Annotated in this window: 11 protein-coding genes; 5 read left to right on the top strand and 6 right to left on the bottom strand. The window is 39.8% G+C overall.

Annotation, left to right across the window (positions count from 1 at the left end):
• Positions 1-92 precede the first annotated feature (92 nt).
• Both AC59HZ_RS12825 and AC59HZ_RS12820 read right to left on the bottom strand, forming a co-directional pair.
• Positions 93-1,400: an aminotransferase class I/II-fold pyridoxal phosphate-dependent enzyme gene (locus tag AC59HZ_RS12825; RefSeq protein ID WP_496546209.1), complete on the bottom strand. Its 1,308-nt coding sequence runs from the start codon at positions 1,398-1,400 to the stop codon at positions 93-95.
• Positions 1,401-1,531: 131 nt separating this feature from the next.
• A complete protein-coding gene (locus tag AC59HZ_RS12820; RefSeq protein WP_496546208.1) occupies positions 1,532-2,689 on the bottom strand; it encodes a trans-sulfuration enzyme family protein in 1,158 nt (385 codons plus the stop codon).
• A gap of 435 nt (positions 2,690-3,124) precedes the next feature.
• Between AC59HZ_RS12820 and AC59HZ_RS12815 the strand changes: the two genes are divergently transcribed.
• Positions 3,125-3,901, top strand: coding sequence for a HipA family kinase (locus tag AC59HZ_RS12815; RefSeq protein ID WP_496546207.1), 777 nt, complete (start codon positions 3,125-3,127; stop codon positions 3,899-3,901).
• Positions 3,902-4,272: 371 nt separating this feature from the next.
• Positions 4,273-5,175 (top strand): DMT family transporter, encoded by a 903-nt coding sequence (locus AC59HZ_RS12810; protein WP_496546206.1) that lies wholly within the window; start codon positions 4,273-4,275, stop codon positions 5,173-5,175.
• Between the two features lie 217 nt (positions 5,176-5,392).
• On the opposite strand, the gene AC59HZ_RS12805 is transcribed toward AC59HZ_RS12810, so the two are convergent.
• On the bottom strand, positions 5,393-6,181 hold the full coding sequence (locus AC59HZ_RS12805) for a nitroreductase family protein (RefSeq protein WP_496546585.1): 789 nt from the start codon (positions 6,179-6,181) through the stop codon (positions 5,393-5,395).
• Positions 6,182-6,520: 339 nt separating this feature from the next.
• Between AC59HZ_RS12805 and AC59HZ_RS12800 the strand changes: the two genes are divergently transcribed.
• The 3 genes from AC59HZ_RS12800 (at position 6,521) to AC59HZ_RS12790 (ending at position 10,925) form a co-directional block, all read left to right on the top strand.
• Positions 6,521-8,050: an APC family permease gene (locus AC59HZ_RS12800; RefSeq protein WP_496546205.1), complete on the top strand. Its 1,530-nt coding sequence runs from the start codon at positions 6,521-6,523 to the stop codon at positions 8,048-8,050.
• 395 nt (positions 8,051-8,445) lie between these two features.
• Entirely contained in the window at positions 8,446-9,315 is an 870-nt protein-coding gene (locus AC59HZ_RS12795; protein ID WP_496546204.1) for an ABC transporter permease subunit, read from the top strand.
• Entirely contained in the window at positions 9,312-10,925 is a 1,614-nt protein-coding gene (locus tag AC59HZ_RS12790) for a DUF4352 domain-containing protein (RefSeq protein ID WP_496546203.1), read from the top strand. Before AC59HZ_RS12795 ends, AC59HZ_RS12790 begins: the two co-directional genes overlap by 4 nt.
• A 63-nt stretch (positions 10,926-10,988) precedes the next feature.
• Here AC59HZ_RS12790 and AC59HZ_RS12785 read toward each other — a convergent pair whose 3' ends face one another.
• From AC59HZ_RS12785 to AC59HZ_RS12775, 3 genes are all read right to left on the bottom strand, one after another.
• The gene (locus tag AC59HZ_RS12785) at positions 10,989-11,387 is read right to left on the bottom strand and encodes a DoxX family protein (protein WP_496546202.1); all 399 of its coding nucleotides are present in this window, start codon (positions 11,385-11,387) and stop codon (positions 10,989-10,991) included.
• A gap of 71 nt (positions 11,388-11,458) precedes the next feature.
• A complete protein-coding gene (locus AC59HZ_RS12780) occupies positions 11,459-13,312 on the bottom strand; it encodes a DHA2 family efflux MFS transporter permease subunit (RefSeq protein ID WP_496546201.1) in 1,854 nt (617 codons plus the stop codon).
• Positions 13,313-13,320: 8 nt separating this feature from the next.
• Positions 13,321-13,974 carry an HlyD family secretion protein gene (locus AC59HZ_RS12775; RefSeq protein ID WP_496546200.1) on the bottom strand — a complete coding sequence of 218 codons (654 nt, stop codon included), beginning with the start codon at positions 13,972-13,974 and terminating at the stop codon, positions 13,321-13,323.
• Positions 13,975-14,082: the final 108 nt, after the last annotated feature.

The raw sequence follows: 14,082 nt of genomic DNA, 5'->3' as shown, positions 1-14,082 counted from the left end.
AATAGTAGAACACTATAATTATAAAATATTCTTAATGAACTTTACATAAAGAAGCAACAGCGTTTTCCCAGTGATAGATCATTTCTGAAATGTCACAGCTTTATAGAAACTGGATTTAATTCTTTACAAGACTGATAGATCATTTCAAAAAGGCGATCTAGATCGTTTAATTCAACACAAGAAAAGGCAATCCGAAGGTCCGTCTTTGCAAGGGAGATCGTTCCTACTCCATACTGATTGAGCAAATGGACCCTTAGTGTTTCAGCATCGGAATGCTTGATGCGAAGGCATACAAAATATCCTGAGTTGAAGGGATAGGGTTCAAATTCATCCGCAAATTTCCCGTCTGCTAATATTTCTTTGACCCGTTTGGCCCTGTCTTCCATTACTGTATTTCTCTCGTTGCGCTGCATTTCGAATTCGGGATTTAATAAGGCATCCAAAATGATTGTTTGGGAAAGGTGCGGACTGCATGAAATCGTACTTCGAATAGAACCCATCGCCTTTTTCTCCAACGCTTCTAAAACCAGAGGATCTTGAATTCCAAATGTGAGAAACCCTACGCGAAATCCCCAAGCATACTCTTCTTTCGTTGCCCCATCAATTTTAATCGGGAGGACACGCGGGTGTAATTCTACTAAACGAGCAAATAAAGATTCCTTGATTGAATCTTCATAATATAATCCAAAATAAGCATCATCCATAACAGCAACAATATTAACCCCTAGATCCGCTGCCTGCTTAATGGCTTCAAGAATTCCTTCTGCCTCATTCTCCGTTGGAGTATATCCGGTAGGATTATGTGGAAAATTTAGCACAAGAATCGCTTTACCATTTTTGCAGGATAAAAGGGCATCCAGCAACCCTTCTACATTAAATTCGTTAGCTTTCGAAAATAAAGGATAAGTCACGGTCTCGCTGCCATGGCGGACGTTGAAGAGAATCTGATAATTATCCCAATATTTATCCGGCAAGATAATCGAATCGCCTTTTTCCACAAAAAGGTCGGATACAATACTCAAGCCATGGGTCAGCCCGCTCGTCACAATCGGGATGCCGAATTCCTTTCCTTCAAGTGAAGGATTATCCTTTAGAAGCTTTTTCCTCCAAACCTCACGCAGCTCCGGTTTCCCTGCAGGCGGTGCATAGGGATACAGATCTTTCGGATCGTAGGCGGAGAGGTTTTTATGAATCACATCTATATAAATGGGTTGTCCACCCTCTGTAGCCATCCCGATTGTTGCATTAAAAATGTCCGCTTTCCCCCTTGCTTCTCCTGCTTGGCTGACAATTCCTTTTGGGAAATACAAGGATTTTCCTAACAATGAAAACATCTCATATACTGGTTTATTCCGTTCTTCAATAACATGATTTAATTCTAAAGCCAATGGGTTTAGCATTTTATACACCCTCTTTTTCTAGTTGGATTTTTCCAAATCATATTTAACCTAAACGCTTAACAAATCTCCCGGTTTAAACCTATCCCCGGCTTGATTCCCCCCGCCCGACCGGTACCCCAGAGGCCGCACAGTTAATCTAATGCCATTTCGAGATCCTTCCATATATCTTCTACATCTTCAATTCCAACCGAAAAACGAACGAGTCCATCATAGAGACCTGCTTTTTCTCTTTCTTCTTTAGGGATTATCGCATGTGTCATCGAAGCTGGATGTTGAATTAATGTACCTACATCCCCTAAGGAAACTGCTAAAGTACTCAGTTTTACTGAATTCATAAGTTTAACGCCTGTTTCGTATCCTCCCTTCAAGACAAAAGAAATCATTGCTCCAGGACCTTTCATTTGTTTCTCCATGATATTTTTATCTTCAAAACTTGCTAGTCCTGGAAAATAAACCTTCTCTATAGCCTTATGTTTTTCCAAGCGTTCAGCCAAAATTTGTGCATTTTCTTGTGAACGATCCATACGAATGTGCAATGTACGTATCCCTTGACAGAGAAGCCAGGCATCCATAGGGGACAAATTTGCTCCCATAGTCTTCTGCACTTCTTTTCTCATCGGATCAATAATATCCTTGCTGGAAATCACTAGTCCGCCAATAAGATATCCATGACCCGACAAATATTTTGTTGCACTGTGGATGACAATATCAATGCCGCATAGCAAAGGATTTTGTAAATATGGGGACAAAAACGTATTATCAACAACAGTCAAGATATCCTTTTGCTTTGCGATCGCCGCTACACTCTTCATATCCACTAAGGAAAGCGTAGGATTGGAGGGGGTTTCAAAGTAGACCACTTTCGTTCTATCTATAATGTGTGGTTCAAGCTCTTCCCCTGTCTTAAACGGTACAAATGTTACATCAATTCCAAATTTCTTTACCGTTTGAGTTAGAAATGCGTGCGTTGCCCCATACAACGCTGTGTGTGCAACAACGTGATCTCCGGCCTGTAAAACACCCAAAAGACAGCCAGTTATGGCAGCCATTCCAGATGAGAAAGCCAAACAACCTTCACCAAATTCCAATGCCGCTACCTTCTCTTCCAGTTCTCTTACATTTGGATTTCCCAGGCGTGAATACATAAATCCTGGATCTTCTCCTGCAAAGCGTTGTGCTCCTACTTCTGCATTATCAAAAACAAATGTTGAAGTCATATAAACAGGGGAGATGTGTGAGCCATGCCCTGGATCTTTATTTACTTTTACTAGTTTTGATGAATAGTTCATTATTATTACGCCTCCTAATTTTAGTACTCTGAAATGCTACCGTTTTTAATTCTTCCTTTTAGTTGTATACAAATCTTTATATGCAAAAGTTATGCCAATCCTGTAAACCTTATAAAATCAACAGTTTTAATATTACAATTCTTTATATATTTTCATTTTTGCCAAAGTGCACTGCAAAACATAGTAATTATCAACTTACCACTTTAGCAATATTGATAATATTTTTCTAAAATTGGAAAGAATTTAGCTACCCTTCTAACTTCTTAGTATTTCATTTTGCAGACAAGTCACTGTTCCTTCTCCTGCACTAGCTAAGAAAAAGAACCATGCTCAAATTGCCAGAAAAGGGCCTAAAAAATCCCTTTTGTCCAATACTCTTCCATTTCTTTTGAATATAGTAAAGTAACATTCTAGTAATAGGAGTATGGTGGAACCATGACGTCTTTAAAACCTGTAAAATATTTGGAGACTCTATCTGGAAGCGCTGCACATTTATTTTTATTTAATGACGGAAATCGTTATGCGGTAAAATGTAAAAACAATTTCCACGGAACAAGGGAGCTAGTCAACGAATTCGTCGTCGCCAGATTAGGGCAGCTTCTTTCTTTACCTGTCGTATCATTTGAAATTGTCCAAATGTCAAAGGAGCAGATTCAGTTTATACCGAAAAAGTATTCTTCCGATTACAAACCAGGCAGCCAGTTTGCCAGTCTATTTATAGATAATTGCATCGGCCTATCTAAGAAACCTCCTCATCCGACTAAAAATGAAATCAACGATCACGAGGCATTAGCCGGAATTTTCGTCTTCGACCATTGGGTGCATAACCGTGATCGCACAAAAAGTAACATTCTTTTAGAGCAGCTTCCGGGAGGCAAATATAATATTCATATGATCGATCACGGAAAATGTTTTTCGGGGGGATACAAATGGAATGAGGCAACGCTGCAAAAGCATAAAGGATTTAAGAGAGATTCGATCGTTCATATTTGGACAGCGGGGATGCAGGAAGATGTAACGATCGTCTCTTCATATATTGAACAAATCTTGGCTTTGCCGGAAGAGTCAATCAAAGAAGTGATCATGGAAATTCCCAAGGACTGGGACGTATCGCTTCAAGACAGAGAAGCGCTTATTACCTATCTCAAAGAACAGAAAAAAACATTTGCCGATTCGGTATATAAATTTATAAGGAAATATGGGAATGTCTGAAAAATCAATTGGTTACCTAAATATATTTAGTCACAGCAACTCTATATGTCCCGAGTGTATGTGGCAAAACATTTTTATGCCCTTTTTTGTGTGAAGGCGATATCTTTCTCAGGTTTATAAAATGAACTTTTGCCAGGAGGAATAAACCATTTCCAATCCTGCAAATCCATGGCGAACAGTGATTGTCACTGTTCGCTACGAGAAACAGGAACTTGAACCGCTGTTATCCAAGATTTCTTTATTGAAATATTTTACATAGGGGCGTATTCTATTAAAGTTAGTTTTTATTGAAAAATAGAAGATAGGCTCTATATATCTAAGATCTATGAGCCAGTCAGTTAGTTCAAGTAAACTGAGGGAGAAGAGATCTGATGAAATTAAAATGGTTTTTAATGATGGCAGGCTTAATTATGATTTGGGGTATTTCTTGGCCGATTTATAAACTTGCTTTAGTATATACACCTCCTTTGCTTTTTGCCGGGATGAGGTGTTTATTTGGCGGCGTGCTCTTAGGTGCGGTCATTTGGAAAACACGTGCCCGTATCCAATGGCGAAAGAATTGGAAAATTTATGTCGTAACCGGAACATTAAATATTGCTTTGTTCTATGGGCTTCAAACCGAGGGGCTAAAATTAGTACCATCAGGGTTATTCTCCGTCATTGTCTATTTTCAACCTATTTTAGTAGGTCTGTTTGCATGGCTATGGTTAGGTGAATCGATGACACTAACTAAAGTATTGGGACTTGTTCTCGGGTTTCTTGGAGTTATTTCTGTAAGCGCAGAAGGATTTTCCGGCCATGTTTCCATTTTAGGTATTATTTTCGGTATATTATCCGCGCTTTCCTGGGCATTTGGTACAGTTTACACCAAAAAAAATTCTCACTCGGTTGACTCACTTTGGATGGTTGCAATCCAGTGTTTAATTGGCGGATCTGTTTTGATGATAGCTGGACTTTCGTCTGAAAAATGGACTAGTATTGTTTGGAATGATACTTATTTATGGGGGCTTTCATTTGGTTCAATTTTAGGGATTGCGCTCTCTTGGATTCTCTACGTCATACTTGTGAAAACAGGGGATGCGAGTGTTGTGGCAACATTTACATTCTTAGTTCCAATGCTCGCAGTTATCATCGGGACTGTATTATTAAATGAACCCTTTACGAAACTCTTATTCTTAGGAATTGTACTGATCGTGACCAGTATCTATCTTGTAAATAAGAAGCAAAAGCAGACGCAGGAGCAGGTTGTCATTCAGGGGAAAATGGGAGTTTAATATTTATTAAGAAGTGACCTTCACTTTTAAGTCACTAATAAAAAGGATAGTGGAGCAGAATAAATGCTCTATCTATCCTTTTTTTGTCCATTTTCATGTAACAGTTTTCCAGACTTTATTACTGGATCCGCTCATCATGAAAATGGTCTATTTTTAATATTTTTATTAGAGGAATCCCTTCTTTAAGGCTTTTTCCCTTTATCCAAGTTGGGATACTTCACTCATTATCCATAAAATTCTGCCTTTCCAAGTATTTCAGCACTGTTTGTGAATACTCGAGGTGAGATTCCTTCGTGTACTTGGCAATGGTGTAGATTTGGGCGAGGTTTTTCAATCCCAGTCGTTCGGTCATTTCCTTAAGCCTAGGATTGGCCATGTACCGGTCCCAACCCTTTTCATTTCTATCTTTGTAGATTTCGAGAATGTCTTCATCTGAATAATCGTTATATTGTTCATAGTGAACAAGTCCATGCCTAGGCAAACGATCGCGCGGAGCTGGGTTTTCCGCGGGGTGCCCTAATGAATAACCCACAACGGGCACGACATTGGGCGGCAAGTTTAGCAGTTCGCCAATTTGATCGCAATTTGCAAGCGTTGATCCCATATAGCAAATGCCCAGCCCGGCATTCTCTGCTGCTAAAGCACAGTTCTGTGCGGCCAATGTGGCATCAATGGCACCAATCATAAAGCTCATGAAGTTATCGAAATGCACTGGTGCATCATTAAGCGCAAGCCATTTTCTCATTCTATTAAAATCAACACAAAATGTTAATAGAATAGGTGCATCCACTACCATCGATTGCTCCATATGTGCGGAGTACAATTTTTCCTTTAGCTCTTTGTCTTTTGTGACGATAATCGAATACGTCTGCATATTTCCGCTAGAAGAGGCACGGATGCCTGCATCTAAGATTTGATCCAACAGTTCTTGACTTACTTCCCTATTTTCATATTCTCGTATAGACCTGTGCCCGAAGATAACATCGTTTAATTCCAAAGCAATCACCCCTTTTAAATAGTATAACATCGATAGAGACACGAGAACGGTTCACCGTATACCATTTAAATGAGGTTTTTTATTTGAATACTCATTTCTTAGAATTCCAATGAAAAAAGAGCAGGGTTCTTATGAAGTGATGAATAACTTATGCAGAAAAGAATAAAAAGCATTTTTTCCCCTATCTCTATTCCCTTATTTCCCCCATCGCAAAGTTATTACATAGTTGAAGATTAATAGTGAAGTTTCCATTTATTCTTTCAGAATATTTCTATTATTCTATATACCGGCACGATATTTGCATGTAAGAAAATGTAACTATTTTCTATTTTAAGGGGGCTTAAAAACATGCAAGAACATCCTAACAAAAAAATGGACCTATCTGCATCAGAACTTCATGATAGTGATGCTGCCCATCTGGCATCGCTTGGATATGAATCTGAATTTCGTCGAGACATGAGTCCATGGGCAAACTTTTCGCTTGGGTTCACCTATCTTTCTCCTGTAGTAGGTGTGTACACATTATTTGCATACGCACTTGCTCAAGGCGGCCCACCAATGATTTGGAGTCTTATCATCTGTGGTCTCGGACAATTACTAGTCGCACTTGTCTTTAGTGAGATTGTTGCACAATTCCCTGTTGCAGGAGGAGTTTATCCTTGGGCCCGTAGATTATGGGGGCGAAAGTATGCGTGGATGACTGGCTGGGTTTACTTAATAGCTTTGTTTGTTACGATTGCCAGTGTTGTATATGGAGCTGGACCTTTTCTGGCAGAGGTTTTGGGTTTCGAAGTATCAGTGGACTCAACCATTCTTTGTGCAATCGTCATTCTTGCACTATCGACAATCATCAATTTCCTGGGCACAAAGGTTCTCGCAGCTGCAGCAATAATTGGTTTTACTGCTGAGATTATTGGCGCGCTTGCAGTTGGTTTTTGGCTGCTATTTACTCAAAGGCATCACAGTATTAATGTGCTCTTTGATTCTTTTGGTGCCCAAGGCGGCCATAGCTATTTTTATGCATTTGCTGGAGCAGGACTAATCGGAATTTTTCTATATTTTGGGTTCGAAGCTTGTGGTGATGTTGCGGAAGAAGTACCCAATCCAGGTGCTCTGATCCCAAAGGCAATGCGCAGGACGATTTACATTGGTGGTGCTGCCGCAGTTTTTGTTAGCCTTGCTTTAGTACTTTCCATTGCTGATATTCCGGCAGTTATCGCTGGTAAAGACGTTACGCCAGTTGATACGATATTAACTAATGCATTTGGTAATGTTGGTGCAAAGATCGTAATGGGTATTGTATTGATTTCTTTCCTTTCATGTGCAATAAGTTTACAGGCGGCCGCCAGCAGACTTGCCTATTCTTATGGGCGTGATGACATGATTGTAGGAAGCCGATACTTAAAAAAGTTTTCACCTGCTCGTCACATTCCACCTTATTCGCTGCTTCTTGCAGCTATTGTTCCAGCTATTATTGTTCTTGGCTCAAAAGTATCTACAGACGCACTCACAAAGATCATCAGTTTTGCGTCGCTTGGAATTTATATTGGATTCCAAATGGTTGTCCTTGCTGCACTCCGAGCTAGATTAAAAGGATGGAAGCCAAGTGGCAAGTACCAATTGGGCAAGTGGGGACTGCCTATCAATATTGGTGCTCTTATCTATGGAATAATTGCAATGATCAACATGTGCTGGCCAAGAACGCCAGATGCAGCTTGGTATGATAACTATATCGTGGTCGTTTCGGGAATCGTAGTTGTCGCTGCTGGTTTACTGTATATGATGATTCATCGCAGCTACGGACATAGCAAAATGCCGTATAATGATGCGATACCCCAAAAATATATCTCCCATCAAAACAATGACAGACCAATGTAGGTTTGTTGCAAATTCATATTAGAGCGAGTTGCTGAGAAACGGAGTCCCGCCCCCTTGATGCATAGGGGCGGGCTCTTTTTCCTTATCCTTCGGTGCCGGTCACCATAAAATCCTTCGCCCACAATCTAGTTCTTGCTTGTTCCACCTTCTCCATCTCCTGATTGAATTATATTTCTTCGAATATCATCTATCATGCGAATGGCCGTTTTCAGTTCTTCCTCTGAAATTCCCATTAATATTTCCTCTTCATAGGCCTCAACCGTTTTGCTGACCTCTTGGTAAAACTGTAAATTTATTGTTTTTTTAAACTTTTTTGGAAAAATCTGAATAAAAAAACAGGGTTGTTACGTCTAATTAGGTTAGGAACATTAACATTTTTGAACCGAGGTGACAGCATGTATAAATTATTAGAAATTCCTTTAAGAATTTTTCTTATGGTAGCAGGAATCCTCTTTGTGTTTGCTTTACCATCTTTAGTCGGCATAGGGGATACACTCACCATTACCTTTCAGCCCTTTTGGAAATATGTCGAAGCCAATTTTCAAAAGATAACCCAATTAGGCAGCCACAGTTTCATACGTTTATATGAACAATTGAATCTGGCTGAAAGCTATCTTTATTCGATGACGATTGTCTTCAGTTCTCTATTGGTGGTCGTCTTCGTTGGTATGGCTGCGGCTATTTTGGTACAAATGGCTCCTAAAAAACTAGGAAACCTCTTTAAGAGAGTTATCAATTTTTTTGAAGCTGTTCCGGACCTGCTTATCCTTTTTCTATTTCAGTTTTTTGTTATTACACTATATAAAACGACTGGACTTAAGTTTTTACAGTTGTACGGTAACTTTGGTCATAAGCCTTATGTAATACCGATCATTACCGTTTCATTTCTCCCAACCCTGTTTCTAATCCAATTTTTTATTAAGGTTTTAGAAGAAGAAGCGTTACGGGATTATGTTCTATATGGAAAAGCCAAGGGGCTCAGCCAGTTTAGAATATTAATGGTTCATATGCTTCGCAATATTTTTCCGCTTTATATTATTCAGCTAAGAACTAGTATTTGGATCATTCTATCTACTATTTATCTTTTAGAGTTTATGCTTAACATTCAAGGATTTACGAAAAATTTTGTGATTGCCCTTGGAACCGGAGAAATCTTAATGCTTGTTATTTGCCTGCTGCTGTTTACCCTACCTCTGCTGTTGATTGAAGCAACTGGCTACTTGGTGTCGAGGTTTTATAAAGGGAAGGAGAGTGCTAGTTTATGAGGACATATAAAAAAACAACCATCGGCGCCGCCATCCTTGTCCTTCTTTTTCTGGCAAGTTATTTCTATCCCCTTTACGGACCGGAGGACTTTAATAAGCAGACTATAATTATGGATGAAAAGTCTAAGGTGACTGGCAGGGCACCGTTTCCACCTTCTTTGGAACATATTATAGGAACGGACCGAAACGGAGCGGATATGCATCTTTTATTATTGTATGGCGCGAAATATACCCTAATCACCGCAATGGTGGTTGCCTTTTTAAGAGTTTTGTTTGGAGGGTTAATGGGGGTATTTCTATCTCTTTATGCTCCATTATTAAAAAAATACTTTAAAGATTTCTTCATCATTTTTCGATACATACCCACTGTATTATTAGGAATTGTGGTCATGCTGCCGGTGCACGGGATGTTTGAAAAACCGGTTTCTTCTGTTATTGCTTATCAGATTTTGATGCTTGTGTTTTTGGGTTTTCCGTCGGTAACGATTTTTGCATCCGAACTGACAGATGAATTGACTAAGACTTCCTTTATAAGGAGCTCGTACCTAATGGGGGCTAATAAGTTTCATATTATAAAAAGACATTTGATGCCCTATTTCAAATCTTATGGAATCCTATTTACCATCCAGCAGCTATTAAGTACTTTGCAGTTGACGATGCATCTTGGGATATTCGGATATTTCCTTGGCGGCCAAACGGTTGGGGGAATTTTTGGGTATGATGACCCACCAAAACCTGCCTCTCTTTCTAATGAGTGGGCTGGCTTAATTGGACAAAATCTTTATGACTTTATTCAAGCACCCTGGATCATCTTTGGCCCCATTTTTGGTTTTCTATTTGTCATCTTAATTGTGAATATGATGAAAAAAGAACTAGAAGAAAATTTGAATGGTGCTTTGTTCATAAAAAGGAAAAAGGAAAAGGCAGAGTCCACTTCATCTTTTTCAAGCCAACCTGCGAAGGAGCAGTTTGTTTTTGTTGAAAGTGATGAGTTATTAAAGGGTGCTAATGTTACTAATGTAGAAAAAGTAAGGCCTTGGAAAAAGTTTACTGGCAGGAAAGCTCTCTTAGTTGCATTAGCCGTGATCCTATTGGTAGTAATGGTTGTTTATAACCCCGGAGAAAAGACCTCCACTACGGAGTCAGCTGCTGAAGACAAAAAGACAAAACCATCCCAGCCGGTTTCTAACAATGTGCCTAATGCTCAGACAGCACCTGAAATAGTAGAGCATAAACCTCATGCGGTGGGGGAGGAGTTTGAAATATCCGGCTCTACTCTGACTGTGACAAAGGTGGAAAAATCGGAGGGAAATGAAAAAGAGAAACCAAGACTGGGAAGTGAGTTTATTATTGTAACGGTTCAACTTAAGAACACAGGAAAAGAACCGGTGCGTTACGGTCCGCAATTTTTTGATGTGGTCGATAGTAAAGGAAAGCTTTATCCACAGCCAATCATCATGATTGATATTGATACCACGCTACCATCAGGAGATTTAGCTGCAGGAGAAAGCATTAACGGGACGCTCTCTTTTGAAATGCCAAAAGATGTAAAGTTAAAATTCCGGTATTATCCTTTTCAAACTGTGGATGAATATGTGGTTAATCTCTAAAGGTTTAAATGGCCTTCATCATGTGATGAAGGCCATTTCGGCTTGGGAAAAGTTGCACACCATTTATGGCTTATAAATTAATACATAATCACCCGGTCCAATGAGCGCCACCCCAAGGACTACAGCGATCAAAATAAAGTTATATTCATAACCGCCTTCAGTCAGCCAAAAGCCATTCTTGCCATGGACGGTGAAGATGGCATCAATCATTACGATAATGATAAGGATTGCACCTAGCCAGGTGAGCAGTCCCGCTGAAAACAGCAGTCCGCCAGCCAATTCGAATAATCCTGCTAAAATCGCCCATGTCTTGCCGCCTGCCTTGATTCCAATCGATCCTAAATATTCACCAAACTTGACCACCCCAGGACCGCCAAACCAGCCGAATAATTTTTGGCATCCATGCCCCACGAACGTCATTCCCACAGCCACTCGAATAATCAAGAGTCCTAAACTAACCATTTCTACCCCTTCTTTCAAAGACGATAGCCCTACATTATTATGCCGCATAACCCCATTTAACTTACTACTTTTTATTGTTGATTTACCCGGGACCGTTTGATAAAGAACGATAGAACTAATGCTACAAATGCGATACCGGTTGCAACAATAAAGGCATCATTAATCCCTTCTATCGTAGCTTGTTGCATGGTTTGACCGTAAATTAAATAGGTGGAAAGCTCTTTTCCGGCAGCAGCCGGCAGGCTCGTTAAAGCGGACAGACCTTGACCAAGCTGGGATAAACCGCTGGCTATAAATGAATTGGAACTTGAGATTGCATCCCCATACCCACTATAATGGAATCCTTGTCTTGTCGTCATGACTGTAACTAGGAAGGCGGTCCCTATACTTCCTGCTACCTGCCTGGCTGTATTGGAGGCAGCCGTCCCATGAGCGCCAAGATGGCGTGGTAACTGATTCAATCCTTCTGTCATGACGGTCATCATGATAAAAGACATTCCAAACATCCGCATCACGTATAAAAACAGAATATGTCCATAACTGGTTGTCATACTTAGACTGGTAAATCCCCATGTGGTAAGTACTGTAATCGCTAATCCAGTAACAGCTAGCCATCTTGCCCCGATTTTATCAAAAAGAGCTCCTGAGATAGGGGACATTATGCCCATCACGATGGCACCTGGAAGCATCAACAGACCTGATTGTAATGCTGTATACCCTCGAATGTTTTGCAAATAAATCGGAAGTAAGATCATGGCGCCAAACATAGCCATGTTAACAATCATACTGATAACGGTTGTTAAGGCGAAAATATCATATTTAAAGACCCGTAAATCAAGCATTGGCTTTTCTGCCGTCAATTCGCGCCAAACAAAACAGATTAAAGAAATTATTCCTATGATTAAGGAGATAACCACTGTTTGGCTGGACCAGCCATCATTACCTGCTTCACTGAATCCGTATAACAAGAACCCAAAACCTAGGGTTGAAAATAAAAATCCTGGGAAATCGAATTTAGGATTTGTTACTTTAGTAACGTCCTTCATCCACATGAAGCTAAGAATTAAATCAAGTACACCGATTGGGATAACAATATCAAACAATAACCGCCATGAAAAATGGCCAATGAGCCACCCGGATAATGTTGGACCGATCGCAGGAGCGAATATCATGACAATCCCCATAATCCCCATAGCCTTGCCGCGTTTTTCCGGAGGGAATAATGCAAAAAATACAGTCATTAACAGGGGCATAATAATACCTGCACCGCAAGCCTGAATGACCCTTCCAATCATAAGCATACTAAAGTTTGCTGACACTGAACAAACTACCGAACCCAATGTAAATAAGAAAATGGCGCTAATGAACAGTTTTCTTGTTCCAAACTTCTCTATTAAAAAGGCCGTTATAGGAATCGCAATTCCGTTTACTAACATATATCCTGTGGAGAGCCATTGTACGGTATTGGCTGAAATCCCCAAATCATTCATAATATGCGGAATCGCCACATTCAGTAGTGTTTGATTAAGAATGGCAACAAACGCACCAAGCATTAAAGCCACAAGAATTTTTCCGTTTCCTGATTCCTTTTCAGCATCGGAAGCAGATGGTTCTTTCTGCTTTTTCATGCTTTCTTTCGGCTGAACATCCTCCTGTGCAGATTCCAATTCTGCTTCCATTTCTTCAGACTCTTTCAGCACTTCCTGCAAGGTAATCTCTTCAGCCTTTATGTCCTGGTTTTCATTCAGAGGTAAACTTTGCTTAATCTCCTCATCCTTTATCTCAGAATGAACCTTCTCAATTACCTCTTCATTCATCTTTTCTGTTTGTGCTCTACGCGACTTCTTTTTATTGATGATATTAAAATTTATTAAAAGCAGCAGCAAAAGGCCTAAGACAACATAAACAGTGATATAAATTAACATGTTATCACCTACTTATGAATCCGTACTGTTACGTTCATACCGGGAACGATGGCTACACCTTTATTATCATCAATAGAAATTTTTACCGGAATCACTTGAGTCACTTTGGTGTAGTTCCCTGTATTATTCGAACTTGGTAACAGAGAAAATGTTCCAGCCGTCGCTAAACCGATTTGCTGTACTTTTCCTTTTAACGTGTTATTTGGAAAAGCATCCACATAGATATCGACATCCTGCCCGATTGTCACTTCATCAATTTTGGTTTCCTCAATATTTGCTGTAACCCAAAGATTATTAAAATCATATTCTTTCGCTAATGGCGTTCCTGCAGCCACAAATGAATCTTGGACTCCACTACTTTGAACAATCGTTCCATCAGTTGGCATCGTCACGTTCATGTCTATCGGTTTTCCATTTTCATCTGTTGTTGTGATGGTCCCAACTTTAGAATCCTTTGAAAAATGATCACCGAGATTGCCTTTCCAATCAGTCAATTTTCCATTGGCCGGAGCCGCAATCGTTACTTGTTGCCCTGCTATTTGGGCATTATCCGTCGATAAATAATTTACTGCTCCATTATAGTAGGCATATCCTCCAACACCACCACCCACTAATATAAGCAGAATAATTATGTTCAATAATAGCAATTTTTTAGTGCTCATTCATTTTCCTCCCTAGATGGATGATTATTTTAAAAAGTCCGGTTTAGTGATCCCCATTTCATTTTTTTGTCTTCCTATCACGCACTCCCTTCTTTTGCCCATGTATAG

The sequence above is a fragment of the Neobacillus sp. DZ-9 genome, from assembly GCF_059587065.1.
Note: the sequence above shows the minus strand (reverse complement) of the source record. Positions and strands in the feature narration are given on the sequence as shown.

What these genes read in the sequence shown, in the direction of transcription:
- AC59HZ_RS12825 (WP_496546209.1), bottom strand. Translation starts at nt 1,400, where the DNA reads ATGCTAAACCCATTGGCTTTAGAATTAAATCATGTTATTGAAGAACGG.
- AC59HZ_RS12820 (WP_496546208.1), bottom strand. Translation starts at nt 2,689, where the DNA reads ATGAACTATTCATCAAAACTAGTAAAAGTAAATAAAGATCCAGGGCAT.
- AC59HZ_RS12815 (WP_496546207.1), top strand. Translation starts at nt 3,125, where the DNA reads ATGACGTCTTTAAAACCTGTAAAATATTTGGAGACTCTATCTGGAAGC.
- AC59HZ_RS12810 (WP_496546206.1), top strand. Translation starts at nt 4,273, where the DNA reads ATGAAATTAAAATGGTTTTTAATGATGGCAGGCTTAATTATGATTTGG.
- AC59HZ_RS12800 (WP_496546205.1), top strand. Translation starts at nt 6,521, where the DNA reads ATGCAAGAACATCCTAACAAAAAAATGGACCTATCTGCATCAGAACTT.
- AC59HZ_RS12795 (WP_496546204.1), top strand. Translation starts at nt 8,446, where the DNA reads ATGTATAAATTATTAGAAATTCCTTTAAGAATTTTTCTTATGGTAGCA.
- AC59HZ_RS12790 (WP_496546203.1), top strand. Translation starts at nt 9,312, where the DNA reads ATGAGGACATATAAAAAAACAACCATCGGCGCCGCCATCCTTGTCCTT.
- AC59HZ_RS12785 (WP_496546202.1), bottom strand. Translation starts at nt 11,387, where the DNA reads ATGGTTAGTTTAGGACTCTTGATTATTCGAGTGGCTGTGGGAATGACG.
- AC59HZ_RS12780 (WP_496546201.1), bottom strand. Translation starts at nt 13,312, where the DNA reads ATGTTAATTTATATCACTGTTTATGTTGTCTTAGGCCTTTTGCTGCTG.
- AC59HZ_RS12775 (WP_496546200.1), bottom strand. Translation starts at nt 13,974, where the DNA reads ATGAGCACTAAAAAATTGCTATTATTGAACATAATTATTCTGCTTATA.